Below are 24,685 nucleotides of genomic sequence, written 5' to 3' on the forward strand. Positions count from 1 at the left end.
TGACGGCGTTCGCCCGCAGGGGCGCCCATATGATCCATCTCCATGGGAGATGTCCGAATTGCCGTTGAACGGTGGCGGGCCGGCGGGGTTTCCCGGCGGGCCGCCGCCTTTGCCGTGTGGTACTTGCGGGCCGTCGCCTTCGTCAACTTCCTCAGCGCGGTGTGGGTGTCGCTGGGGCAGGACGTGCGGCGGCACAACCAGGAGGACTTCTTCACGCCGTACCTGCTGACCGCCGGCTTCGCCTCCGGCGTGTTCACCGCGTTCCTCGCGATCACGATGCGGCGGCGCAAGCGGGCCGCCTGGATCCTCAACCTCGTCCTGAGCGGCCTGTTCCTCGCGCTGTTCGCGTTCGCCATGGCGTTTCCGGAGATCCGGCGGTACCCGCAGAACTGGATCTCGATCGCGCTGACCGCCGCCTTCGTGGGCGCGCTGCTGGCCGGCCGCCGGGAGTTCTACGCCAAGGGCGACCGGTCGAACCCGCGGCTCGCCGCGACCGTGGCCGTCGGCGGCGGACTGCTCGCCTCACTGCTCGCCGCCCTCCTCGTGACCGTCACCAACCAGGCCCCGCACGCCGCCCGTTCGACGTTCGCGGAGCGCTGGCACTACGGCACCCTGCGCCTGGTCTCGGTCGCCGCCGACCCCTCCCGGTTCCCTTACATCGCGCCGCCCAACTGGGTGAACGTCTCCGTCAACGTGCTGAGCACGCTCCTCGTCCTCGCCGTCCTCTACGCCGCCTTCCGCTCCCGCCGCGCCGTCGACCCGATCAGCGAGGACGACGAGAAGCGGCTGCGGGAGCTGCTGGAGCGGCACGGCGAGCGGGACTCGCTCGGGTACTTCGCGCTGCGCCGGGAGAAGAGCGTCGTGTGGTCGCCGACCGGGAAGGCGGCGGTGGCCTACCGGGTGGTGGGCGGGGTGAGCCTCGCCTCCGGGGATCCGATCGGGGATCCGGAGGCCTGGCCCGGGGCGATCGCGCCGTGGCTGAGCGAGGCCCGGGCGCACGGGTGGATCCCGGCGGTGATGGGGGCGAGCGAGGAGGCCGGGACCGTGTACGCGCGGCACGGGCTCGACGCGCTGGAGCTCGGGGACGAGGCGATCGTCGAGGTCGCCGAGTTCACGCTGGAGGGACGGGCCATGCGGACCGTCCGGCAGGCCCACAACCGGGTCGGGCGGGCCGGCTATTCGGTGCGGATCCGGCGGCACGAGGACATCCCCGCCGACGAGATGGCGTACCTCCTGCGGCGCGCCGACGACTGGCGGGACGGCGCCACCGAGCGCGGGTTCAGCATGGCGCTGGGGCGGCTCGGGGACGGCCGGGACGGGCGGTGCGTGATGCTGGAGTGCACCGACGGCCAGGGCCGGCTGCGGGCGCTGCTGTCGTTCGTGCCGTGGGGGCCGGGCGGCCTCTCCCTCGACCTGATGCGGCGGGACCGGGACTCCGACAACGGGCTGATGGAGTTCATGGTCATCGAGCTGCTGCGGCGTGCCGGAGAGATCCGGATCGCGCAGGTCTCGCTCAACTTCGCCATGTTCCGATCGGTCTTCGAACGTGGCGCGCGTCTCGGCGCGGGGCCGGTGCTGCGGTTGTGGAGGTCCTTGCTGAGCTTCTTCTCCCGGTGGTGGCAGATCGAGTCCCTGTACCGGGCCAACGCCAAGTACCGGCCGATCTGGGAACCCCGGTTCCTGCTCTTCGAGAAGAGCGCGGATCTGCCGCGCATCGGCCTCTCGTCGGCCCGTGCCGAGGGGTTCCTGGGGGCCGTGTCGGTGCTGCCGCGGTGGCTGCGCCGCCGGCATCTGGACACGGACCGGAACCCGCACGGATGAGGACCGCCGCATGAAGCCGCTCGGCCGCTGGGCCCGCGCCGAGTGGGGTCCGCTGTACGCCACCGTGCGCGGCCCGCTGACGGAGCGGCGGCTGCGGGCGGTGCCGATGTCGGTGGCGGCGGTGTGTCTGACGGCGCTGCTGCAGTTCGTCCAGAACCAGTCGTGGGGCTACCGGTTCGTGCAGGCCGTCGGGGGCACGCGGGCCGCGGACCCGCTCTGGCCGGCCCTGTTGCGCACTCCCCTGTCGCTGTTCGTGCCGGCGCTGGACCTGCCGGTCTGGGGCGCGCTGGTGCAGATCCTGGTCGTGTTCGGCATCGCCGAGGTGTGCCTGGGCTGGTGGCGGACGCTGGCCGTCGCGTACGTCGCGACCCTCGCCGGCACGCTGTACGCCCGCGTCGGCATCGCGCTGGGCCCGCACAGCCCGCTGGGCCTGCCCGCCTCGGACGCCTGGGTGGTGGACACCGGCCCCTCGGCCGCCGTCGTCGGGCTCGCGGTCGTCCTCTGCCGGCGGTACGGCGCGGATGTCACCGCGGGTGCGGTGGTGGCGGCGATGGTGGTCGAGGTGGCGGTCAAGGACAACCTCGCCGGCAAGGAGCATCTGGCGGCCATCGCGGGCGTGGCGGCGCTGTACGCGGCGGTGACGGTGGGGCGCCGGCTGCGGCGCCGGTGGCGTCAGCGGCGGCCGGGCAGCCGGGCCGGTTCCGGGCGGTCGGGTTTGCCGCCGATCCAGTCCTGAAGGGTCCTGCTCAGCCGCGCCCAGCGGCGGTCGTGGTGGTACGTGCGCAGCCCGGCCCTGGCCCTGGCGCGCGGGCGGTTGGCGTAGAAGCGGCGGGCCCAGGCCGAGCCGGGCCGGGCCAGGCGGACCGCGCCGACGACACCGACGAACGGGACGATCACCCCGAAGATCGCGGTACGGGCCTTGCCCTTGCTGAGGGCGACGAGCGAGAAGAGGAAGTTCGCCACGATGTTCGCGATGACGGCGCCCCGGTCCTGGAGTTCGTCCGTCGAGAGGTCGTTGACGCCGAACGGCGAGAACCCGGCGAGCAGCAGCCCGACCATCGCGGCGGTGACCACGACGACCTCCACGCTCTGGCGGCCCTCCTCGGTCCAGTAGACGTCGTCGAGGTGCAGGATCAGGGCGAACTCGTCGAGCACGAGCCCCGCGCCGACGCCGAAGACGACCGCGGCGAGGGCCGCTCCGAAGCCCTGCCGGCCGCTGGAGACCGCGCCGAAACCGCCGATGACGACGAGGACGACCCCGGGGACCACGTGGTGGATGTGCAGGCCGCCCGCCTTCACGTTGCCGAACGGGCCCTTTCCGGCGCGGATCAGCCGGGTGATGACCCGTGTGATCACAAAGGTCAGGACGAAGGCGGTCAGGGCGAGCAACAGCGGGAGTTTGCCCGGCTCGATGACGTTCCGCTCCAGCCAATGTCCCATGTGCGCACTTTATCCCCGGCCATGGCATGGGCCCCGCTGACCACCGGGTAACCTGCGCCGGTGGCTGCGACCTCTGCGACTCCCTGGCGTGACGGCCTCCGCTTCGCCTTCGGCACCCTCACCGTCTTCCCCGTGAAGGTGACCCGGTGGGACCGCGAGGCCGCCCGGGGCGGCATGCTGCTCGCGCCACTGGCCGGCCTCGCCGTCGGGCTCTGCGCGGGCGCGGTCGGGGCGCTGCTGGTCCTGGCCGGGGCGAGCGCGCTGCTGGCCGCGGTGGCCGCGGTCGCGGTACCGGCCGTGCTCACCCGGGGCCTGCATCTGGACGGGCTCGCCGACACCGCCGACGGGCTGGGCAGCGGCAAGCCCGCCGAGGAAGCGCTGCGGATCATGAAGCGGTCGGACATCGGGCCGTTCGGCGTGATCACGCTCGTCCTCGTGCTGCTCGGGCAGGTGGCCGCGCTGGCCCAGGCCTACGGCGGCTCGTGGCGGCGGGGTGTGCTGGCCGCGGTCGTCTCGGCGATGGTGGCCCGGCTGGCGATGAGCCTGGCAGCGGTGCAGGGGGTGCCCGCGGCCCGGCCGGAGGGGCTGGGGGCGGCGGTGGCCGGGGTGGTGCCGAAGGTGGGCGCGTCGGTGGTCACGATCGCGGTGATGGTGGTGGCGGCGGGGGCCGGGGCGCTGGCGGGATCGGCCGACAGCCTGCGGGCGTTGCTCGCGGTGGTGGTGGCGGAGGCGGCGACGGACGTGCTGCTGCGGCTGTGCCGGCGGCGGTTCGGCGGGGTGACGGGGGACGTGTTCGGGTGCCTCGCCGAGACGGCGGCCACTGTGGCGCTTGTGGTGTTTTCCTTGGGAGGTTGAAGGTCGAGCCGTGTCTGCGGGCCGGTGGAGGCCGGACGCGCCCACGCGGCGCGGCCGCACATGAAGGGGCCCATCCCCGAGCCCCCCTCAACAGGTTCTGCGCCACACCCCCAGCTCGTACTTCTTCTGCAGCGAGCTCAGTTTCAGTTCGCGCGACCGGGCGCAGAACTTCGCCGTCGGCAGTTCGTACTCCACGTGGAAGACGGCCTTGTCCGCCTTGGTGAACGGCTTCAGGTCGTCGCACTCGCCGTACTGGGCGCACTGCTCGTTGACCGCGAAGTCGAAGTCGGCGACCAGCTGCGGTATCTGGTCCAGGTCGTTCTTCAGGCCCACCGACATGCCCCGGTCGTGGGCGAGCCGGGCGATGAGCCGGTTGTAGCGGAGCTGGTCGGCCGCCTTGAGGGGGAAGCCCGTGCGGTTCTTGTAGCCGTCCATGTTGTCGGGCTCCACCGCGTCGAAGCCCTTGTCCTTGCACATGTCGAGACGGGCCGCCATCAACGGCTCCAGGACGTCCGTACGGCGGATGTCCAGCCAGCGTTCGCCCTCCCAGCCGTTGCCGCGCCCCAGCACCGACGCGGGGAACTGCTTCGCGTCGGGCCGCCAGTCCTCGAAGGCGCCGGTGGAGAGGTAGCAGATGACCTTGCGGCCTTTGCCGTGCAGCGCGCCGACCGTCGCCTTGGACTGGTCGAAGCCGTCGATGTCGTACACCGACGCTCGTACGGACGTGTCCACGCGGCCGCTCAGTTGCCACTGCCAGGTGACCCCGGGCCTCGGTTGCCAGCGACCGGCGTCGTCCGAGGCGGCGGTGCAGCCGGCGAGCAGGGCCAGCGGGACGAGCAGGGGCGTGGTGGTGCGGAGTTTCACCGGGCGGACTCCAGGGTGTGCGACAGGGGACCCCGGCGATGATCTCCCACCCCGGGTACCGCGCCGCGGTCGAGGCCGGCCTCGGGACGCGGGCCGGCCGCGGTCATGGCCATTGCCTTGGTTCTCGTTTGATACGCGGTGTGCGCCGATGCGGGGCCTATCCCCCGCACAATCCCCTTGCGCCTCCTTGTGGAGGTTTGGAGCGGGATCAGTGGAGATCGCGCGAAGCGGCAGATGGCCTCGCCCACCGGAACGCGAGGGATGTGACCCAGGTCACCTGGCGGGAGAGGGGGAGGTGGCGTGGACGCCACCCTCAGGTGAACGCCCGTAGGAATGAGCGAACGCATACACACGCGTAGGCTCGTCCCGGGTGTTCGCCGACAGGGTGAAGGCCCCGGTGGTCATGCGCCCCGAGGCCACTGCCTAGGGTCGCTTCCCGGGCCCGGTCGACCCACCCACTCGGCCACAGCAACTCAACATCGGAAGCGAGATCCCACCACCGTGACTGCTCTCACTCTCAGCACCGCAGCGGCGCCCGGCCTCCGGGCCGACGCGATCGTGATCGGTGTCGCCAAGGGCGCCAAGGGCCCGGTCGTAACGCCGGGCGCCGAGGCCGTGGACAAGGCCTACGACGGCAAGCTCGCCGACGTCCTGGAGACCCTCGGTGCCTCGGGTGCCGAGGGCGAACTGACGAAGCTGCCCTCGCCGGCCGGCTTCAAGTCCCCGCTCGTCATCGCGGTCGGCCTGGGCGCCGAGCCCGACGGCGGCGCCGGTTACGACGCCGAGGCGCTGCGCCGGGCGGCCGGCCTCGCGGCCCGCACGCTGAACGGTGCCAAGAAGGCGGCCTTCGCGCTGCCCGTCGAGGACGCGGCCGCCGTCGGCGTGATCGCCGAGGGCGTGCTGCTGGGCGCCTACTCCTTCGACGTCTACAAGGGCAACGGCGGCAACGGGACGGCGAAGAACGGCAAGGCGCCGCTCGCCGAGGCCACGCTGCTCGGCGGCAAGCCGCGGGACGCCGCCCACAAGGCGGCCCTCGCCCGCGCCACCGCGGTCTCCGAGGAGCTCAACCGCGCCCGCGACCTGGTCAACACCCCGCCGAACGACCTGACTCCGGCCGCGTTCGCCGCGATCGCGCAGCGCGCGGCCAAGGAGCACGGCCTCAAGATCCAGATCCTGGACGACAAGGCGCTCGCCAAGGACGGCTACGGCGGCATCCTCGGTGTCGGCGGCGGCTCGGCCGCGACCCCGCGGCTGGTGAAGCTGTCGTACACCAGCCCCGAGGCGGACAAGCACCTCGCCTTCGTCGGCAAGGGCATCACCTACGACTCGGGCGGTATCTCGCTCAAGCCGGCCGGGCACAACGAGACGATGAAGTGCGACATGAGCGGCGCGGCGGCGGTCTTCGCGGCAGTCGTCTCGGCGGCGCGGCTCGGCCTGCGGGTCAATGTGACCGGGTGGCTGGCGCTCGCCGAGAACATGCCGTCCGGCTCGGCCGTGCGCCCCGGTGACGTGCTGCGCATGTACAGCGGCAAGACGGTCGAGGTCCTCAACACGGACGCCGAGGGCCGGCTGGTCCTCGCCGACGCGCTGTGGGCGGCGTCGGCGGAGAAGCCGGACGCGATCGTCGACGTGGCGACGCTGACCGGGGCGATGATGCTGGCGCTGGGCAGCCGGACGTTCGGTGTCATGGCCAACGACGACGCGTTCCGTACGGCGATCCACGAGGCGGCCGAGGAGGTCGGCGAGCCGGCGTGGCCGATGCCGCTGCCGGAGCACCTGCGCAAGGGGATGGACTCCCCCACGGCGGACATCGCGAACATGGGCGAGCGGATGGGCGGCGGGCTGGTGGCCGGCCTCTTCCTGCGCGAGTTCGTGGGTGAGGGGATCACCTGGGCGCACCTCGACATCGCCGGGCCGGCGTTCAACGAGGGCGGGCCCTTCGGGTACACGCCGAAGGGCGGGACGGGGTCGGCGGTGCGGACGCTCGTGCGGCTTGCCGAGCTGACGGCCGAGGGCGACCTGGGCTGACGTCGGTTTTTGTGGGCGGGACCTCGCGTGCGGGTAGGGCGGGGTCCCGTCGCCCCTTGACTCGGTCCGTTCCGTCGTGGGGCGACTGCGGGCCGTGGGGGTTCTGGCGCCCACGCGGCGGAGCCGCACATCGATACAGCCCCGCGCCCCTCCAGGCATGCCGCCCCCGGCCTGCCCCGCAGGTGAGCGTCGGAGCCGCGCGCGCCCACGCGGCGGAGCCGCACTGGCGCTGATACCTCGCGGCGTTATCAAGTGAGCGTGTGGTGTCTCACACCCCAGCCCGGCGTCTCGTTCACCTCCGACAAGTGCGAAGATGGGGCTCGGCAGGACAGGGCCCCCACCACAGGGCCGAAGAAGAGCGGCCGGACACCAGCCGACCGACCGGTCAACCACCCGTATGGGAAAAAGGTGCCGGCGTACGGCGCACATGCATGGAGGACGTGACGTGGCGAACGACGCCAGCACCGTTTTCGACCTAGTGATCCTCGGCGGTGGTAGTGGCGGTTACGCCGCGGCCCTGCGCGGGGCGCAGCTGGGCCTGGACGTCGCCCTGATCGAGAAGGACAAGGTCGGCGGTACCTGCCTGCACCGGGGTTGCATCCCCACCAAGGCCCTGCTGCACGCGGGCGAGATCGCCGACCAGGCCCGCGAGAGCGAGCAGTTCGGCGTCAAGGCCACCTTCGAGGGCATCGACGTGCCGGCCGTGCACAAGTACAAGGACGGCGTGATCGCCGGTCTGTACAAGGGCCTGCAGGGTCTGATCGCGTCCCGCAAGGTGACGTACATCGAGGGCACGGGGCGCCTCTCCTCCCCGACCTCCGTCGACGTGAACGGCCAGCGCATCCAGGGCCGGCACGTGCTGCTCGCGACCGGCTCCGTGCCGAAGTCGCTGCCCGGCCTGGAGATCGACGGCAACCGCATCATCTCCTCCGACCACGCCCTCGTCCTGGACCGCGTGCCCAAGTCCGCGATCATCCTGGGCGGCGGGGTCATCGGCGTCGAGTTCGCCTCCGCCTGGAAGTCCTTCGGTGCCGACGTCACCGTCATCGAGGGCCTCAAGCACCTCGTCCCGGTCGAGGACGAGAACTCCTCCAAGCTTCTTGAGCGCGCCTTCCGCAAGCGCGGCATCAAGTTCAACCTGGGCACCTTCTTCTCGAAGGCCGAGTACACCGCCGACGGCGTCAAGGTCACCCTCGCCGACGGCAAGGAGTTCGAGGCCGAGGTCCTGCTCGTCGCCGTCGGCCGCGGCCCGGTCTCGGCCGGCCTCGGTTACGAGGAGCAGGGTGTCGCCATGGACCGCGGTTACGTCCTGGTCGACGAGTACATGCGGACGAACGTCCCGACCATCTCCGCCGTCGGTGACCTGGTCCCGACGCTCCAGCTCGCGCACGTCGGCTTCGCCGAGGGCATCCTGGTGGCGGAGCGTCTGGCCGGTCTGAAGACCGTTCCGATCGACTACGACGGTGTCCCCCGGGTGACGTACTGCCACCCCGAGGTCGCCTCCGTGGGGATCACCGAGGCCAAGGCCAAGGAGATCTACGGTGCGGACAAGGTCGTCGCCCTGAAGTACAACCTGGCGGGCAACGGCAAGAGCAAGATCCTCAACACCGCGGGCGAGATCAAGCTCGTCCAGGTGAAGGACGGTGCCGTGGTCGGCGTCCACATGGTCGGCGACCGCATGGGCGAGCAGGTCGGCGAGGCCCAGCTGATCTACAACTGGGAAGCGCTGCCCGCCGAGGTCGCCCAGCTCATCCACGCCCACCCGACGCAGAACGAGGCGATGGGCGAGGCCCACCTGGCCCTGGCCGGCAAGCCGCTGCACTCGCACGACTGACCCTCGGTCGACACACGCGACGACTCAGACTTCCGCAATTCGTAAGGAGCAACCGAAACCATGGCGGTTTCCGTAACCCTTCCGGCGCTCGGCGAGAGCGTCACCGAGGGCACCGTCACCCGCTGGCTGAAGGCCGAGGGTGAGCGCGTAGAGGCCGACGAGCCGCTGCTCGAGGTCTCGACCGACAAGGTCGACACCGAGATCCCGGCCCCCGCCTCCGGTGTGCTGGCCTCGATCAAGGTCGCCGAGGACGAGACCGTCGAGGTGGGCGCCGAGCTGGCGATCATCGACGACGGCACCGGCGCGCCCGCCCCGGCCGCCCCGGCACCGGCCGCCGAGCCGACCCCGGCTCCGGCCGCTGCGCCCGCCCCGGCCCCGGTGGCCGAGGCCCCCGCGGCTCCCGCCCCGGCCCCCGCCGAGGCCCCGGCCGCGCCGGCCGGTGGCGCCTCGGGCACGGACGTGGTCCTGCCCGCGCTCGGTGAGTCCGTCACCGAGGGCACCGTCACCCGCTGGCTGAAGTCGGTCGGCGAGGAGGTCGCGGAGGACGAGCCCCTGCTCGAGGTCTCCACCGACAAGGTCGACACCGAGATCCCGGCGCCGGTCGCCGGTGTCCTGCTGGAGATCGTGGTCGGCGAGGACGAGACCGCCGAGGTCGGCGCCAAGCTCGCCGTCATCGGTGCCCCGGGTGCCGCTCCGGCGGCCGCCCCGGCTCCGGCGGCGCCCGCTCCGGCGCCCGCCGCCGCTGCCCCGGCGCCCGCCCCGGCCGCCCCCGCGGCTCCGGCTCCGGCCGCCCCGGCGCCCGCGCCGGCCGCTCCCGCCCCGGTCGCCGCCGCTCCGGCTCCGGCCGCCCCGGCGCCCGCGCCGGCGGCTCCGGCCCCGGTCACCCCGGCCGCGGCTCCGGCTCCGGCCGCTCCGGTCGACGAGGGCGCCTACGTCACCCCGCTGGTACGCAAGCTCGCCGCCGAGAACGGTGTCGACCTGGGCTCCGTCAAGGGCACCGGCGTCGGCGGTCGTATCCGCAAGCAGGACGTGCTCGCCGCCGCCGAGGCCGCGAAGGCCGCTCCGGCCCCCGCGGCCGCCGCCGCTCCGGCCGCCGGTGCGAAGAAGACCCCCACGCTGGAGGTCTCCCCGCTCCGTGGCCAGACCGTCAAGATGCCCCGCATCCGCAAGGTCATCGGCGACAACATGGTCAAGGCGCTGCGCGAGCAGGCCCAGCTGTCCTCGGTCGTCGAGGTCGACGTGACCCGCCTGATGCGCCTGCGCGCCCAGGCCAAGGACGCGTTCGCGGCCCGTGAGGGCGTCAAGCTCTCCCCGATGCCGTTCTTCGTCAAGGCCGCCGCCCAGGCGCTGAAGGCCCACCCGGTCATCAACGCCCGGATCAACGAGGCCGAGGGCACCATCACCTACTTCGACGCCGAGAACATCGGTATCGCGGTGGACTCCGAGAAGGGCCTGATGACCCCGGTCATCAAGGGTGCCGGTGACCTCAACATCGCCGGTATCTCCAAGGCCACGGCGGACCTGGCCGGCAAGGTCCGCGCCAACAAGATCACCCCGGACGAGCTGTCCGGCGCGACCTTCACCATCTCCAACACCGGCTCGCGCGGCGCGCTGTTCGACACGATCATCGTGCCGCCGAACCAGGTCGCGATCCTCGGCATCGGTGCCACGGTCAAGCGTCCGGCCGTCATCGAGACGGAGGAGGGCACGGTCATCGGCGTCCGCGACATGACGTACCTGACCCTGTCCTACGACCACCGCCTGGTGGACGGCGCCGACGCGGCCCGTTACCTGACGGCCGTCAAGGCGATCCTGGAGGCGGGCGAGTTCGAGGTCGAGCTCGGCCTGTAACAAGACCGAGGATCTCGACGAAGTCGATTTCGGCCTCTGACCCGACCAAGGGTCGTACGGTGCCCCGTCCGGAGCTTCTCCGGGCGGGGCACCGTCGTATCACCCGGGCGTGAGCCGGTCGCCGGACCGGCCGACCAGCGGCGCCGGCCCGGCGGCGGCGCCCGCGTCGTCGTCGAACCCGGCGGCGCGCAGAAGTTCGGCCACGTGGGGTGGGGCTTCCGGAATCACCGGACCGGGCACCTGGCCGGGCCCGTCGTGGCACCGTTGCCCCGTCGTCCGGGGTGGCCATGCTCCTTCCCCGGCCGGCCGGGAAGCGTGTAAGTCTCGTCTCACCTGCGCGAAAGCGCCCCCGTGCGCCTCTCCCGAGAGGCGGTCCGGCCGTATTGTCTAAACGTCAACGCCCTTAAGGAGCTCCCATGACCGCGCCCGTCGTCCACTCGCTGCGCGAACAGATCCGCGAGCACATCGTGGAGGGAATCGTCAGCGGGCGCTGGAAGCCGGGCGAGCGGATCGTGGAGCGACGGATCGCCACCGAGCTGGAGGTCAGCCAGACGCCGGTGCGGGAGGCGCTGCGGGAGCTGGAGTCGCTGCGGCTGATCGAGTCGGCGCCGAACAAGGGCGTTCGGGTGCGGAACCTGACGGCGGCCGACCTGGAGGAGAGCTACCCGGTGCGGGCCGGTCTGGAGGCGATAGCGGCGGAGCTGGCGTCGGAGCGGCTGGCGTCGGACTGCTCGGCGCTCGAACCACATGTCACGGCGCTGTACGAGGCCGACCGGAACGCCGACGGCACGGGGCAGGTCCGGCACACCGTCGGCTTCCACCGCGAGCTGGTCCGGGCGGCCGGCAACTCGGTGCTGCTGCACACCTGGGAGGGCCTGGGCATCGAGGTCTTCACGGCGCTGTCGATCCGCTGGCTGGGGACGGTCCAGCAGTCGTACGCGGAGGAGCACGAGGAACTGGTGGCCGCGTTCCAGCGCCGGGATCCGCGCATCGCCGATATCGTGAAGGCCCATGTGCTGGGGTGCGCGCCGCGGGCATGACGGCCCGGCGGCACGAGGGAATCGAGGGGACCGAGCGTGACGGCAAGCGGTACGCCCGCCATGCGGCGGCGGGTGTGGTTGCTGGGGTGGGTGACGGGCCTCGCGTACGCCGTCGACCTGGGGAGCAAGGTGGCCGTGGTCGCATGGCTGGAGGGCCGCGCTCCCGTCCCGGTGCTCGGTACCTGGATGGAGCTGCGGGTGCAGCGCAACCCCGGCGCGGCGTTCGGTATCGGTCATGCGACGACGTTCGTGTTCACGCTGATCGCGGCGGCCGTCGCCGTGGCCGTTGTCCGGGTCTCGCGCCGGCTGACCAGCATGCCGTGGGCGGTCTCGCTCGGGCTGCTGCTCGGCGGGGCGCTGGGCAACCTGACGGACCGTGTCTTCCGTTCGCCGGGCGGCATGCAGGGCGCGGTGGTGGACTTCATCGCGGTCCGCGACTTCAGTGTGATGAATCTCGCCGACTGGGCGATCACCTGCGGCAGTGTCCTGGCGGTCCTGCTGTCCTTGCGGGGACGGGAGTTGGGGCCCGCCGGCCCGGCAACCCTTCCCGAGGCCTCGTAGTCCGAGGTCTCGTGGTTCGAGGTCCCGTAGCCCTCTCCCCGACCGTCGGAACACAAGAGCGCACGCCCGCTCAAAACCCCGTCCCACCTGCGCAAACCCCGTTCCGATCACGTCACCCGGTGCCACCGCCCAAGGCACCCCGTGCCGACTTTCTCGGAATCGAGAAGTTTTGCCCCTCAACCCTTTGATCGATCATCGATCAGGGAGTTATTGTCGCCGACGGGCCCGCACCCGGGCCCGCCGCCCTGTCCTGCCAAAGACCAAGGGCACCCCCGAACCCTTTAACCGATGAGGGAACCCCCTTCGACTGAGGAAGGCGGCGACATGACCGACCCCCAGGCCATCCAGCCGAGCGCGCTCGACCAGCTCCCCGACCGGGACCCGGAGGAGACCGCCGAATGGCAGGCCTCACTGGACGCCGTGGCCAGGGAGGCCGGGCCGCACCGTGCCGCGTACCTGATGCGCCGCACCCTGGAGCGCGCCGAGGCGGGCGGCATCGTGCTGCCGAAGCTGCTGGAGACCGACTACGTCAACACCATCCCCACCGCCGCCGAGGCAGCCATTCCCGGCGACGAGGAGATGGAGCGCCGGATCACCGCGTGGAACCGCTGGAACGCGGCCGCGATGGTCACCCGGGGCAGCAAGCACGGCGTCGGCGGCCACATCGCCACCTTCGCCTCCGCGGCCTGGCTCTACGAGACCGGCTTCAACCACTTCTTCAAGGGCAAGGAAGGGGACGGCAGCGGTGACCAGCTCTACATCCAGGGCCACGCCTCCCCCGGCATCTACGCCCGCGCCTTCCTCGACGGCCGGCTGACCGAGGCGCACCTCGACAACTTCCGCCAGGAAGCCGGCGGCAACGGCCTCCCGTCGTACCCGCACCCCCGCCGCCTGCCCTGGCTGTGGGAGTTCCCGACGGTGAGCATGGGCCTCGGCCCCCTGTCGGCGATCTACCAGGCCCGCTTCAACCGGTACCTGACCGCGCGGGGCGTCAAGGACGTCTCGTCCTCGCACGTCTGGGCGTTCCTCGGCGACGGCGAGATGGACGAGCCGGAGTCGACGGCCGCCCTCGCACTCGCCTCCCGCGAGGGCCTGGACAACCTGACCTTCGTCATCAACTGCAACCTGCAGCGCCTCGACGGCCCGGTGCGCGCCAACTTCAAGATCGTGCAGGAGCTGGAGGCCCAGTTCCGCGGCGCCGGCTGGAACGTCGTCAAGTCGCTCTGGGGCAACGCCTGGGACGAGCTGTTCGCGCTCGACACCACCGGTGCGCTGGTACGGCGCCTCCGTGAGGTACCGGACGCGCAGGTGCAGACGTACCAGACCCGGGACGCCGCGTACATCCGCGCCGACTTCTTCGGCAAGGACCCGGCGCTCGCCGAGCTGGCGAAGCTGATCAGCGACGACAAGATCATCGAGTGCTTCCACCTCTCGCGCGGCGGCCACGAGGCCCGCAAGGTGTACGCGGCCTACAAGGCGGCCCTGGACCACAAGGGCGGCCCGACCGTCATCCTGGCCCAGACCGTCAAGGGCCACACCCTCGGCCAGGGCTTCGCGTCGAAGAACGCCAACCACCAGATGAAGAAGCTGACGGTGGACGAGTTCAAGCAGATGCGTGACCTGCTCGAACTGCCCATCAAGGACAGTGACTTCGCCGACGGCCAGGTGCCCTACGGCCACCCCGGCGCCGACTCCCCCGAGGTCCGCTACCTCCAGGAGCGCCGGGCGGCCCTCGGCGGCCCGGCCCCGGCCCGCCGTACGCACCCGCTGGCCCCGCTGCCGGCCCCCGCCGACAAGGCCTTCGCCTCCTTCGACAAGGGCTCCGGCTCGCAGAACGTGGCGACGACGATGGCCTTCGTCCGGCTCGTCAAGGATCTGGTCCGCGACAAGGAGACCGGCAGGCGCTGGGTGCCGATCGTCCCGGACGAGGCGCGTACCTTCGGCATGGAGAGCCTGTTCCCGTCCCTCGGGATCTACTCGCCCAAGGGGCAGACGTACGAGCCGGTCGACCGCGACCAGCTGATGTACTACAAGGAGGCCAAGAACGGCCAGATCCTCAACGAGGGGATCACCGAGGCCGGTTCGATGGCCGACTTCATCGCCGCGTCCACCGCGTACGCGACGCACGGCGAGGCGATGATCCCGTTCTACATCTTCTACTCGATGTTCGGCTGGCAGCGCACCGCCGACCAGATGTGGCAGCTCGGCGACCAGCTCGGCCGCGGCTTCCTCGTCGGCGCGACCGCCGGCCGTACGACCCTGACGGGCGAGGGCCTGCAGCACGCCGACGGCCACTCCCCGGTGATCGCCGCGACCAACCCGGCCGCGCTGTCGTACGACCCGGCCTTCGCCTACGAGATCGCGACGATCGTCAAGGACGGTCTGCGCCGCATGTACGGCGAGTCGGCCCCGGGCGAGGACCCGAACGTCTTCTACTACCTGACCGTCTACAACGAGCCGCTCCCGCAGCCCGCGAAGCCGGCCGGGCTCGGTATCGACGAGGGCATCGTCAAGGGCCTGTACCGCTTCAACACCGCGGAGTCGGCCGGGCTCTCGGTGGTGGCGAACGCCCCACGCATCCAGCTGCTCGGCTCCGGTACGGCGATCCACTGGGCGCTCAAGGCGCAGCGGCTGCTCGCCGAGGAGTGGGGCGTGGCGGCCGACGTCTGGTCCGCCACCTCCTGGACGGAGCTGCGCCGTGACGCCATGGAGGCGGACGCCGCCCTGCTGCGCGGCGAGGAGCGGGTGCCGTACGTCCGTCAGGCGCTGCAGGGTGCGGAGGGCCCGGTGCTGGCCGTCTCCGACTACATGCGCCAGGTCCCGGACCAGATCGCGCAGTGGGTCGAGCAGGACTGGTCCTCCCTGGGTGCCGACGGCTTCGGTCTCTCCGACACCCGGGACGCGGCCCGCCGCCACTTCGGCGTCGACGCCGAGTCGGTCGTCGTCGCGGCCCTGGCCCAGCTGGCCAGGCGCAGCGAGGTCAAGGCGGCGGCGGTGAAGGAAGCCCGGGAGCGTTACGGCCTGTAGGAAACGCGCGTCTCTCTCCGCCGCAACGGCTCTCCGTTGCGGCGGAGATCCTTTTCCGGCCCGGCATCATGGGACGCATGCGCGCCGCCCGTCTGATCAGAATGGTGCTTCTGCTCCAGTCCCGGTCCGCCATGACCGCCGGTGAACTGGCCGCCGAGCTGGAGGTGTCCGAGCGGACCGTGATGCGGGACGCGCAGGCCCTGTCGGAGGCGGGGGTGCCGGTGTACGCGGACCGGGGCAGGGCGGGCGGGTACCGGCTGGTCGGCGGCTACCGGACGGGGCTGACGGGGCTGGGGCGGAGCGAGGCCGAAGCACTGTTCCTGAGCGGGGTGCCGGGGGCGTTGCGGGAGATGGGGCTGGCGGACGCCGCCAGTGCCGCCCGCCTGAAGGTGTCCGCCGCGCTGATGCCGTCGCTGCGGGACGCGTCCCGGACCGCGGCCCAGCGGTTCCATCTGGACGCGCCCAACTGGTTCGCGGAGCCCGGCACGCCCGCACTGCTGCCGGCCGTCGCCGACGCGGTGTGGGACGACCGGCGGGTCGTCGCGCACTACCGGCGCGGGGAGTCGGAGGTGCGGCGGGAACTGGAGCCGTACGGGCTCGTGCTGAAGGCCGGTGTCTGGTACCTGTGCGCGCGGGTCACGGAGACCGACTCCTACCGGGTGTACCGGATCGACCGCTTCACCTCGGTCGAGGCCGGCGAGGAGCGGTTCGCGCGGGACGAGGAGTTCGACCTGCCGGGGTTCTGGGACCGGCGGGCGGAGCAGTTCGCACGGTCGATCCTGCATGCCGAGGTGGTGGTGCGGCTGTCGGCGGTCGGCCTGCGCAGACTGCCGTACGCCGTCGATCCGGTGACCGCGCGACAGGCGCTCGCGGGCGCCGGCGGCCCGGACGCGCGGGGGTGGGTGACGGTGACCCTGCCGGTGGAGAGCGAGGAGGTCGCGCACGGTCAGCTGACCGCGCTCGGCCCGGAGGCGGAGGTGCTCGCGCCGCCGGGACTGAGGGCACGCTTCGCGGCGGACGCACGGCGCCTGGCGCGGCTGTACCCACCGGCGGAGGACTGCGGATAACAATCCGCACCACTCCGCGTGCGCCCCCGGCGCACAGGCACGATGCTGGACCCGTGATGGACGAGACGGAGTTCTGGGAGCTGGTCGACGGCACCCGCGAGGCCGCCGAGGGCGACCCGGAGGACCAGGCGGACCTGCTCGTGGACCGGCTGCTCCAGCTGGATCCGGACATGGTGCTGGACTTCGCCCGTCACTTCGAGGCCCGCTACAACCGCGCCTACCGCTGGGACCTGTGGGGCGCCGCGTCGGTGCTGCTCGACGGGGCCAGCGACGACGCGTTCGACTTCTTCCGGTGCTGGCTGATCGGCCAGGGCCGGGAGGTCTTCGAGGGCGCCCTGCACGACCCGGACGGGCTGGCGGAGTCGCTGGGCGACTTCGACGAGGAGATCGACGGCGACGGCGAGGAGCTCGGGTACGCGGCGGACGAGGCGTACGAGCAGCTCACCGGGACCGTGGCACCGGACCTGGGCATCGCCCCCGCGCCCTCCGAACCGGAGGGCACCCCGGTCGACTTCGAGAACGAGCGGGCGCTCGCGGAACGGTTCCCCAGACTCTGGGCCCGCTTCAAGGAGTGAGTGCTACGCCGTACGACGGCGGGTCATGTCCGAGGGGATGTACGCCTGGGTCTGTTCGGCCTTGACCGCGTGGTGCATCGGCGCCGCGTTGGCCTGGTCGAGGGCGGACGCGGTGACCGCGGCCGGGCCGAGGACGACCGTCGCGACCGCGCAGACCACGGCCCAGGGGCCGCGCGCGGACCTGACCCAACGGTCCTTCTCCGTGCTGCCCTTGGTGTCCCCGCGGGCTTCGGTACGGCTGCTGTTCATGATCCCCGCCTCCGGTCGGCCTGTGTTGTCCATGACGTTAGGACGCGGGGATCTGAACGGCCTGCGTGCCGCCTATGGCCTTCCTGTGGACGCGTCCACGGATGCTTCCACGGGTGTCTTCAGGAACCTGAGGGGTACTTCGAGGGGGGCTTTGAGGGGTGCTTTGAGGGGGGCTGTCAGAGGCGTCTTCGGAGGTGTTCGGGCCGGGGTCGACCCGGGTGTACCCGGCGGAGTCGCCGCGGGCGCTGCCGGCGGGGTCGCGGCGGGCGCTGCCGGCGGGATCGCGGCGGGCGGTCCCGGCGGGATCGCGGCGGGCGGTCCCGGCGGGGTCGCGGTGGGCGGGGTCGCGGCCGGTGGCACCCTGCCCTGGAGCCGGGCCGCCGCCTCCCTGATCTCGGGGAGGCGGGCGGTGAGGGCGGCGCCGGGGCAGTTGGTCATGTAGCCGTCCTGGTGGCCGGCCACGGCGGGCAGGGCGACCACGGCACCCTCCCGGTAGCGGCTGAGCCCGTTGCTGGAGACCAGGCGGGCCCTGGCGCGCGGGTCGACGTCGGCCAGGCCGAGCTTCCAGGCGGCGAGGGCGGCGATCGAGTCGGTCATGGCGCGCGGCACGGGTACCCCGGCGGTGAAGGTGCCGAGGGCGGCGATACCGGCGGTGCGGTGGTTGAAGCCCTGGGTGTGGGCACCGACGACGGCCCGCTCGGTGCCGCCGGCGCGGCCCTCGTAGATGGTGCCGCAGCGGTCGACGAGGAAGTTGTAGCCGATGTCGTCCCACGCCCGGTCGCCGGTCTGGCCGGTGTAGAGGCGGCGGATGATCTCGGGCACCTCGGCGCAGGAGTAGCCGTTGGGCGAGTCGGTGTGGTGCACGAAGACGGCGACGACCTTGTCGTCGTAGCGCGGCGGCGGCTGGGTGCGCCGGACGGTGGCGTTCAGCCAGGCCGAGCGCGGCACGATACGCGGCCGGGGCGCCCGGTAGCGGGTGGCGGGGCTGGCGGGCGCGGGCGCGGCGAGGTGGATCGCGACGGGGCGGTCGGTGCCCTGGGCGGACAGCAGCAGCGCGAGGGCGGCGGCGAGGCCGGGCAGACAGCCGAGCAGCGTCAGGACGGTGGTTCTGGTGCGCCGCCCTGCTCTGGGGAAGACACGCATGGCAACCACTCTCGGGTTGATCCACTCCGCCCGCGATGTGTGCTGTGCCACCTGATGGAACCAACGTCCCGGTCCGAGGCGTTTCAGGGGGTACACGCACGCGTGGCCGGTTCCCGGCGTTCCCGCGGGTGTGGACTGATCACTGGACCTGTCCCGACCGTATTAAGGGCACCGAGAGAAAGGCGGCTCCGTGGACCTGCTCGACCTGGTGCTCGTACTGGTGGTCCTCGTCTACGCGGCGTCCGGTTACCGGCGCGGGCTGGTGGCCGGCTGCGTCTCGCTGGCCGGGTTCGTGGGCGGCGCGGTCATCGGCGTGTGGGTGCTGCCGTGGGTGATGGAACTGGTCACCCGCGGATCCGCGACGGCGACGGTGGTCGCGGTGCTGACGGTGCTGGTGCCGGGGGTGGTCGGGCACGAGCTGGCGGGGCGGCTGGCGCTGCGGCTGCGCCGCGAGCTGGACCAGGGGCCGCTGCGGGTGGCCGACGGGATCGGCGGGGCGGCGGCCAACTCGGTGGCGGTGCTGATCGTGGCCTGGGTGGCGGCGAGCGTGCTGGGCGCGTCCTCGTCGGCGGCGGTGACGACGGCGATACAGGACTCGAAGCTGCTCGGCGCGGTGCAGAACACCATGCCGGACACCACGCCGGCCTGGTTCTCGCGGGCCACCTCGGCCCTCACGGAGGCGGGGTTCCCGCAGGTCTTCAACCCGTTCGAGAACGAGTCGACGGCCCGGGTCGCCAAGCCGACGGGCGACAGCGTCACGGCGGCCGCCACCGGCGCGGCCAAGCGCAGCACGGTCAAGATCGAGGGTGTGTCGGGCGCCCAGGGCCGTGAGGGCAGCGGGTTCGTGTACGCGCCGGAGCATGTGATGACCAACGCCCACGTGGTGGCCGGCATCACCGACCCGAGCGTGCGGATCGGCGGGGTCGGGGCGTCGTACGAGGCGCAGGTGGTGCTCTTCGACCCGGACCGGGACGTGGCGGTGCTGTACGTGCCGCGGCTGCGCGCGCCGGTGCTGCGGTTCGACACCGGTGCGGCGCGCGGCGACTCGGCCGTGGTGGCCGGCTATCCGCAGGACGGCGACCTGAACCTGCAGGCGGCCACGGTGGCCGCCAAGGTGCCGGCCACCGGCCGGAACATCTACAACGACGCCACCGTGACCCGTGACATCTACTCGATCCGCTCCACGGTCCGCCCCGGCAACTCCGGCGGTCCGCTGCTGACCACCGGCGGCAGGGTGTACGGCGTGGTGTTCGCCCGCTCCACGTCGGACGACGAGACGGGGTACGTCCTGACGGCCGACGAGGTGGCCTCGGACGCCACCCGCGGGGCGACCGCCACGGCGCCGGTGGACACCGGCGAGCTGATCACGTCCTGACCGTCACAGCGCCCGGCCCATGATCACGTCGTCGACGTACTCGCCGCCCAGCAGGAACTCCCCCGGCAGCACGCCCTCGACGGCGAAGCCCTCCGACTCGTAGAGCCTGCGCGCCGGCGCGTTGTGCCCGAGGACGCCCAGCCGGATCCGGCGGGCGCCACGGCGGCGGGCCTCCTCCATCACCGCCCGCAGCAGCGCCCGGGCGACCCCGTGGCCGCGGGCCTCCTCGGCGACCGCGAGGCCCTGGATCTGCCGGACGTGCGCGTTGGAGGCGATGTTGTAGGCGAACCCGAGGCGGACGTAGCCGACGATGCGCCGGTCGAGCTCGGCGACCAGGGTGTCCTCGGGGGCGTGGCGCTCGTCGAAGAAGGGGTCGTACGGCGGCTGCGGCTCGGGGTGCACGGCGTGCAGGTACGACCAGGTGGCGCGGTCCAGGGCGCGGAGTTCCTGGTCGTCGTCGGGCAGAGCGGTGCGTATGTACGGTTCCGGCATGTGGTCACCCTAAGTCCGGCGGCACCCGGGTCCCACGCGTTTTCCGGCGCCGCTCCCGGCATGCTGGGATACATGGAACGCTCTCGTATCGCGGTGGCCGGCGCGTCCGGTCTGATCGGCAACGCCCTGGTGCGGTCCCTGCGGGCGGACGGGCACGAGGTGGTGCGCCTGGTGCGGCGCGGGGCCCACGGCTCCGGTGAGGTCTGCTGGGACCCCGAGGGGCAGTACGTGGACGCGGCCGGCCTGGCCGGCTGCGACGCGGTGGTGAACCTCGCCGGGGCCGGGATCGGCGACCGGCGCTGGACGGCCGCCTACAAGCAGCGGATCCGGGACAGCCGGGTCCTCGGCACGTCCGCGCTCGCGGAGGCGGTGGCGGCCCTGGAGGAGCCGCCGCGGGTGTTCGTGAGCGGCAGCGCGATCGGCTTCTACGGCGATACGGGCGACCGGGTCGTCGACGAGGACGCGCCACCCGGGGACGGTTTCCTGCCGTCGCTGTGCGTGGAGTGGGAGGAGGCCGCGGCGCCGGCTCGGGAGGCGGGCATCCGGACGGTGTTCATCCGCACGGGTCTGGTGGTGGCCCGCGGCGGCGGGGCCTGGGGCCGGCTGTTCCCGCTGTTCAATGCGGGGCTCGGCGGCCGGCTGGGCGACGGCCGCCAGTACTGGTCGTTCATCGCGCTGCACGACGAGGTGGCCGCGATCAGGTTCCTGATGGAGACCGAGGGTCTTGAGGGCCCTTTCAACCTCACCGCGCCGCACCCCCTGACGAACCGTGAGATCACCGAGGCGATGGCCCGGGTACTGCGCCGCCCGGCCCTCTTCCCGGTCCCCTCGCAGGCGCTGCGGCTGGCGCTCGGCGAGATGGCCGGGGACGTGCTCGGCAGCCAACGGGTGGTGCCGAAGCGGCTGCTGGAGTCGGGGTTCACCTTCGCGTTCCCGGGCATCGAGGACGCGATCCGCGCGGCCTGACCACCCATGTGACCGTATGCGACCGGCGTGCGACCGTGCCCTGTTCATGCGCGACTGTCCTTGACCGATCACCGTCCTAACCTCGACCCGAACTCGGGTATCCCCAGAGCCGGTTGGGGGCATCACGTCTCCACCGGACGCGCAATCGAGGAGGGGCCTCGTGCATGAGCCCGCGTACCAGGCGGACGTCGTCATCGTGGGAGCCGGTGTCGCCGGTCTCTCCGCGGCTCATCGGCTGAACAGCGCAGGAGTAACGACCGCGGTCCTGGAGGCCGCCCCTTACGTCGGCGGCCGAATGTCGACCGAGAAGGTCGACGGCTTCCGGCTCGACCGGATAGGGCAGTTCCTGTCCACGTCCTACCCGGAGCTGAAGCTGGCACCGGGACTGGACGCCCTGGTTCTGCGCCGGTTCGCGCCCGGCGTACTGCTGCATCGCGACGGGCGCAGGCACCGGGCCGGCGCTCCGGCGGGCGGCGGGAGCGCGAGGGGCGCACTGTATGCGGTGCGCGCCCTGGCAAGCGCCCCCAGGGGCGGCTCGGCCGTATCGCCGGCGCGGGTGACCGCGCCGATGGGCGGCGCGGTCGACCAGGCGCGGCTCGGTGCGGCGCTGGGCCGGATCGCCACGACCCCGGTGGAACGCATCCTCGCCCGCCCCGAACTCCCGGCCGCACACGCCCTCGCGGAGCGGGGGGTGCCCGCCCGTACGATCGACGGCTTTCTGCGCCCGCTGCTCGCGGCCCTGCTCTGCGACCCGGAGCTGACCACGTCCAGCCGGTGTGCGGACCTCGCCCTGCGGTCCTTCGCGAGCGGGCGGCTGTGCGTGCCGGAGGGAGGCGCCGAGGTCCTCCCGGAGCTCCTCGCCCGCGCCCTCCCGCCCGGCACGGTGCACACGGGCGTACGGGTCACCGCGGTCTCGACGACGTCCGTGACGACGGCCGAGCACGGCGTGATCCGCTGCCGGGCGGTGCTGCTGGCCACGGACGCGCGGGCCGCGGCCGGGTTGCTGCCCGGTCTGCGGGTGCCGGACTTCCACCAGGTGACGGTGGTCCACCACACCACGGACGAGCCGGCGGCGCTCACGACGGGGGCGTCGCTCCTCCTCGACGCGGACCGGGGCGGGCCCGTCTCCCACACCTCGGTGGTCAGCAACATCGACCCGAGCCGGGCGCCGCAGGGCCGCGCGCTGATCTCCTCGACGGTCCTCGGGCCGCCGCCCCCCGACGTCGACACGGCGGTCCGGACGCACCTGGCCCGGCTCTACGGCACGTCGACGCACCGCTGGGAGACCCTGGCCGTCCACCACACGCCGGAGGCGATCCCGGCGATGCGCCCGCCGCACGACCTCCGCCGCCCGGTCCGCCTCCTGGCCGGCCTCTACGTCTGCGGCGACCACCGCGACACCAGCACGGTCCAGGGGGCTCTGCATTCGGCCCATCGGGCAACGGCGGCGATCCTGACGGACCTGGGTGTATCGGACTCGATGCACGCGGCGGAACCAACGCAACGCCGCGCAGCGTAGACGCGCCTTCAGGGGCGCGGGGAACTGCGCGAGAAGCCACGACGGCGCCGCACCCGGCCGCAGGCCGGAACCGGCAATGGCGCGTAGCGCCGAACGGCTCGGCACCGCCGGACAACGCCGTCGTGGCCGATCACCGCCGCGGCGGAAAGAGGTTTCCGCCCAGGCGGGAAAGAGAGCCAAGGTCGCAGACCCCAGCACCGAGCCGGACGCGGCCGACCCAGCGCCGAACCGGCGCGGGCCGGCCCAACGCCTAGCCGGACGCGGGCCGCCTCAACGCCAAACCGGAAGCGGGCCGGCCCAGCGCCGAGCCGGACGCGGGCTGCCCCAACGCCAAGCCGATGGCCGGGCCGGGCCGGCGCCGAGTCAGGTGCCGACCGGCCCGGCATCCAGTCGCGCGGCGGTCAGTTCAGTGCGGCGACCTTGTCGCGGTAGCCCTTCACCGGCGCCGCGTCCTTGTACGGCTCCAGTCGGCGTTCGAAGTCCTTGACGTACTCGATCGCGCGCACCGAGCGCATCTCCGCCGCGGCGCCCGCCGCCTCCGCGCCGAGCGTGCACGCCTGGTCGAGTTCGCCGAGGCCCAGACGGGCCGTGGCGAGGACGACCCGGCAGAAGAGGCGGCTGCGCGCATAGGAGGGCGCACGGAGTTGCAGCGAGCGCTCCGCGTGCTGCGCTGCCGCCCGGAACTGCTGGAGATCCCGGTGGCAGTGGCCGAACTCGTCGGCGAGCTGCGCCTCGTCGAAGAAGCGGGCCCACTGGGGGACTTCGTCGCCGGGCCGGGCCGCCGCCAGGGCGCGTTCGGCCCGGACCAGCGCGCCGGTGCACGCCCGTACCTCGCCGAGGACTCCGTGGGCCCGGGCCTCGGCCGCGTGCAGGAGCGCCTGCACGATCGGCGGGGCGTTGGTGCCCACGCCCTGCTGGGCCACCCGGGCCAGCTGCACCGCCTCCCGGCCGTGGCCGAGGTAGACGGCCTGGCGGCTCATCGTGACGAGGACGTAGGAGCCGTAGGAGCGGTCCCCGGCCGCCTGGGCGAGGCGCAGGGACTGGACGAAGTAGCGCTGGGCGAGCCCGTGCGCGGCGATGTCGTACGACGTCCAGCCCGCGAGCCGGGTCAGCTCGGCGGCCGCGCCGAACAGCTTGCGGCCGGTCTGCTCGCCGTACGTGCCGCGCAGCATCGGCTCGCACTCGTGCTCCAGATAGCGCACCAGTGCCTGCCGGGCGTGGCCGCCGCCGTACGCGTCGTCGAGCGTGCGGAACAGTTCGCCGACCGAGCGCAGCGCGGCGATGTCCCCGCCGGTGACCCGCTGGCCGGGCCCGCGTTCGGCCTGACCGCGCGGGCGTCCCGGCGCGAGCGTCGGCTTGGGCACGGCGGGGCGGGTCTGGGCCGGGACCCGGCCCACCGCCGCGGGTGCCGGTTCACCGCGGGCCACCCGGTCGTCGGCACGGCCGATCAGCCAGTCCCGGCTGGGCACCACGAGCCCGGCCGGGGTGAACGCGATCTTGCGGAGTTCGGCGTGGCTGCCGGAGTCCTTGCGCCACAGCCCGCCGACGATGTCGACGGCCTCCTCGGGGGTGGCCGCGAACTCCAGCCCGGCGTACACCGGGGCGCAGGCGTCCAGGCCCAGGTCCTGGGCGGTGAGCCGGCGGCCGAGGCGCCGGGTGAAGACCTCGGCGATCAGGGCGGGGGTGGTGCCCCGGGGCTGCTGGCCACGTAGCCATCGGGTGACCGACGTCTTGTCGTATCTGAGATCCAGCCCGTGTTCGAGACCGAGCTGGTCGACCCGGCGGGCCAGACCCGCGTTGGAGAACCCTGCTTCTGCGATAAGCGCGGCGAGCTGGCGGTTGGGGGTGCGCTGCGCGGGTCGGTCCGTCATCTGCGGTGCGGTCTCCTGCCTTCTGGCTCAGCTCGGTAGCTTGTGCCCGGATTGCCGGTGAGCAGCCCTTTTGGCGCTCGTGGACGGCGCGAATGTAGCGGAGAGTG

At 72.6% G+C, this 24,685-nt stretch carries 19 protein-coding genes and 1 pseudogene; 14 read left to right on the top strand and 6 right to left on the bottom strand.

The features are described 5' to 3' along the window. The first annotated feature begins 42 nt into the window (after positions 1-42). Complete coding sequence (locus ACZ4N4_RS02220) at positions 43-1,821, top strand: phosphatidylglycerol lysyltransferase domain-containing protein (protein WP_467583430.1); 1,779 nt, start codon at positions 43-45, stop codon at positions 1,819-1,821. Positions 1,822-1,831: 10 nt separating this feature from the next. Continuing rightward, positions 1,832-2,557 (top strand): hypothetical protein, encoded by a 726-nt coding sequence (locus ACZ4N4_RS02225; protein ID WP_467583433.1) that lies wholly within the window; start codon positions 1,832-1,834, stop codon positions 2,555-2,557. Here ACZ4N4_RS02225 and ACZ4N4_RS02230 read toward each other — a convergent pair. Beyond that, a complete protein-coding gene (locus ACZ4N4_RS02230; RefSeq protein ID WP_453571553.1) occupies positions 2,494-3,261 on the bottom strand; it encodes a hypothetical protein in 768 nt (255 codons plus the stop codon). The genes ACZ4N4_RS02225 and ACZ4N4_RS02230 overlap by 64 nt on opposite strands. A 60-nt stretch (positions 3,262-3,321) precedes the next feature. Between ACZ4N4_RS02230 and ACZ4N4_RS02235 the strand changes: the two genes are divergently transcribed. Next, entirely contained in the window at positions 3,322-4,116 is a 795-nt protein-coding gene (locus ACZ4N4_RS02235) for an adenosylcobinamide-GDP ribazoletransferase (RefSeq protein WP_453571556.1), read from the top strand. An 87-nt stretch (positions 4,117-4,203) separates the two neighbouring features. On the opposite strand, the gene ACZ4N4_RS02240 is transcribed toward ACZ4N4_RS02235, so the two are convergent. Beyond that, the gene (locus tag ACZ4N4_RS02240; protein WP_467583436.1) at positions 4,204-4,980 is read right to left on the bottom strand and encodes an endo alpha-1,4 polygalactosaminidase; all 777 of its coding nucleotides are present in this window, start codon (positions 4,978-4,980) and stop codon (positions 4,204-4,206) included. Positions 4,981-5,481: 501 nt separating this feature from the next. On the opposite strand from ACZ4N4_RS02240, the gene ACZ4N4_RS02245 reads away from it, so the two are divergent. The 8 genes from ACZ4N4_RS02245 to ACZ4N4_RS02280 all read left to right on the top strand — a co-directional run bounded on the left by ACZ4N4_RS02245 (position 5,482) and on the right by ACZ4N4_RS02280 (position 16,963). Beyond that, positions 5,482-7,008: a leucyl aminopeptidase gene (locus ACZ4N4_RS02245; RefSeq protein ID WP_467583439.1), complete on the top strand. Its 1,527-nt coding sequence runs from the start codon at positions 5,482-5,484 to the stop codon at positions 7,006-7,008. Positions 7,009-7,453: 445 nt separating this feature from the next. Next, positions 7,454-8,842, top strand: a complete 1,389-nt coding sequence (gene lpdA, locus ACZ4N4_RS02250; protein WP_350790338.1) for a dihydrolipoyl dehydrogenase — start codon at positions 7,454-7,456, stop codon at positions 8,840-8,842. Between the two features lie 60 nt (positions 8,843-8,902). After that, positions 8,903-10,693, top strand: coding sequence for a 2-oxoglutarate dehydrogenase, E2 component, dihydrolipoamide succinyltransferase (gene sucB, locus ACZ4N4_RS02255; protein WP_467583442.1), 1,791 nt, complete (start codon positions 8,903-8,905; stop codon positions 10,691-10,693). Between the two features lie 416 nt (positions 10,694-11,109). After that, on the top strand, positions 11,110-11,733 hold the full coding sequence (locus ACZ4N4_RS02260) for a GntR family transcriptional regulator (protein ID WP_453575049.1): 624 nt from the start codon (positions 11,110-11,112) through the stop codon (positions 11,731-11,733). 60 nt (positions 11,734-11,793) lie between these two features. Further along, positions 11,794-12,294, top strand: coding sequence for a signal peptidase II (locus tag ACZ4N4_RS02265; protein WP_467585284.1), 501 nt, complete (start codon positions 11,794-11,796; stop codon positions 12,292-12,294). Positions 12,295-12,618: 324 nt separating this feature from the next. After that, positions 12,619-15,321: a pyruvate dehydrogenase (acetyl-transferring), homodimeric type gene (aceE, locus tag ACZ4N4_RS02270; protein WP_467583445.1), complete on the top strand. Its 2,703-nt coding sequence runs from the start codon at positions 12,619-12,621 to the stop codon at positions 15,319-15,321. A 77-nt stretch (positions 15,322-15,398) separates the two neighbouring features. Beyond that, positions 15,399-16,388, top strand: coding sequence for a helix-turn-helix transcriptional regulator (locus ACZ4N4_RS02275; protein ID WP_453575052.1), 990 nt, complete (start codon positions 15,399-15,401; stop codon positions 16,386-16,388). 56 nt (positions 16,389-16,444) lie between these two features. After that, a complete protein-coding gene (locus ACZ4N4_RS02280; RefSeq protein WP_453575311.1) occupies positions 16,445-16,963 on the top strand; it encodes a DUF4240 domain-containing protein in 519 nt (172 codons plus the stop codon). 3 nt (positions 16,964-16,966) lie between these two features. Here the strand turns inward: ACZ4N4_RS02280 and ACZ4N4_RS02285 are convergent, their stop codons facing one another. Continuing rightward, positions 16,967-17,212: a hypothetical protein gene (locus ACZ4N4_RS02285; protein ID WP_467585287.1), complete on the bottom strand. Its 246-nt coding sequence runs from the start codon at positions 17,210-17,212 to the stop codon at positions 16,967-16,969. Positions 17,213-17,572: 360 nt separating this feature from the next. Then, a pseudogene (locus tag ACZ4N4_RS02290) lies at positions 17,573-18,355 on the bottom strand (peptidoglycan recognition protein family protein); the annotation flags it as partial. A gap of 190 nt (positions 18,356-18,545) precedes the next feature. On the opposite strand from ACZ4N4_RS02290, the gene ACZ4N4_RS02295 reads away from it, so the two are divergent. Continuing rightward, positions 18,546-19,730 carry a MarP family serine protease gene (locus ACZ4N4_RS02295; RefSeq protein WP_467583448.1) on the top strand — a complete coding sequence of 395 codons (1,185 nt, stop codon included), beginning with the start codon at positions 18,546-18,548 and terminating at the stop codon, positions 19,728-19,730. Between the two features lie 3 nt (positions 19,731-19,733). Here the strand turns inward: ACZ4N4_RS02295 and ACZ4N4_RS02300 are convergent, their stop codons facing one another. Continuing rightward, positions 19,734-20,222: a GNAT family N-acetyltransferase gene (locus tag ACZ4N4_RS02300; protein ID WP_467583451.1), complete on the bottom strand. Its 489-nt coding sequence runs from the start codon at positions 20,220-20,222 to the stop codon at positions 19,734-19,736. 72 nt (positions 20,223-20,294) lie between these two features. Here ACZ4N4_RS02300 and ACZ4N4_RS02305 point away from each other — a divergent pair, with 72 nt between their 5' ends. Next, a complete protein-coding gene (locus tag ACZ4N4_RS02305) occupies positions 20,295-21,188 on the top strand; it encodes a TIGR01777 family oxidoreductase (protein ID WP_467583454.1) in 894 nt (297 codons plus the stop codon). 160 nt (positions 21,189-21,348) lie between these two features. Continuing rightward, complete coding sequence (locus ACZ4N4_RS02310) at positions 21,349-22,707, top strand: NAD(P)/FAD-dependent oxidoreductase (protein ID WP_467583456.1); 1,359 nt, start codon at positions 21,349-21,351, stop codon at positions 22,705-22,707. 401 nt (positions 22,708-23,108) lie between these two features. On the opposite strand, the gene ACZ4N4_RS02315 is transcribed toward ACZ4N4_RS02310, so the two are convergent. Then, positions 23,109-24,578, bottom strand: coding sequence for a regulator (locus ACZ4N4_RS02315; protein WP_453575061.1), 1,470 nt, complete (start codon positions 24,576-24,578; stop codon positions 23,109-23,111). Positions 24,579-24,685: the final 107 nt, after the last annotated feature.

The organism is Streptomyces sp. NPDC026538 (assembly GCF_055567535.1).

Coding starts and splice junctions, on each gene's coding strand:
- ACZ4N4_RS02265 (WP_467585284.1), top strand. CDS start 11,794: ATGCGGCGGCGGGTGTGGTTGCTGGGGTGGGTGACGGGCCTCGCGTAC.
- ACZ4N4_RS02220 (WP_467583430.1), top strand. CDS start 43: ATGGGAGATGTCCGAATTGCCGTTGAACGGTGGCGGGCCGGCGGGGTT.
- sucB (WP_467583442.1), top strand. CDS start 8,903: ATGGCGGTTTCCGTAACCCTTCCGGCGCTCGGCGAGAGCGTCACCGAG.
- ACZ4N4_RS02315 (WP_453575061.1), bottom strand. CDS start 24,578: ATGACGGACCGACCCGCGCAGCGCACCCCCAACCGCCAGCTCGCCGCG.
- ACZ4N4_RS02300 (WP_467583451.1), bottom strand. CDS start 20,222: ATGCCGGAACCGTACATACGCACCGCTCTGCCCGACGACGACCAGGAA.
- ACZ4N4_RS02230 (WP_453571553.1), bottom strand. CDS start 3,261: ATGGGACATTGGCTGGAGCGGAACGTCATCGAGCCGGGCAAACTCCCG.
- ACZ4N4_RS02280 (WP_453575311.1), top strand. CDS start 16,445: ATGGACGAGACGGAGTTCTGGGAGCTGGTCGACGGCACCCGCGAGGCC.
- ACZ4N4_RS02260 (WP_453575049.1), top strand. CDS start 11,110: ATGACCGCGCCCGTCGTCCACTCGCTGCGCGAACAGATCCGCGAGCAC.
- ACZ4N4_RS02285 (WP_467585287.1), bottom strand. CDS start 17,212: ATGAACAGCAGCCGTACCGAAGCCCGCGGGGACACCAAGGGCAGCACG.
- ACZ4N4_RS02275 (WP_453575052.1), top strand. CDS start 15,399: ATGCGCGCCGCCCGTCTGATCAGAATGGTGCTTCTGCTCCAGTCCCGG.
- aceE (WP_467583445.1), top strand. CDS start 12,619: ATGACCGACCCCCAGGCCATCCAGCCGAGCGCGCTCGACCAGCTCCCC.
- ACZ4N4_RS02225 (WP_467583433.1), top strand. CDS start 1,832: ATGAAGCCGCTCGGCCGCTGGGCCCGCGCCGAGTGGGGTCCGCTGTAC.
- ACZ4N4_RS02305 (WP_467583454.1), top strand. CDS start 20,295: ATGGAACGCTCTCGTATCGCGGTGGCCGGCGCGTCCGGTCTGATCGGC.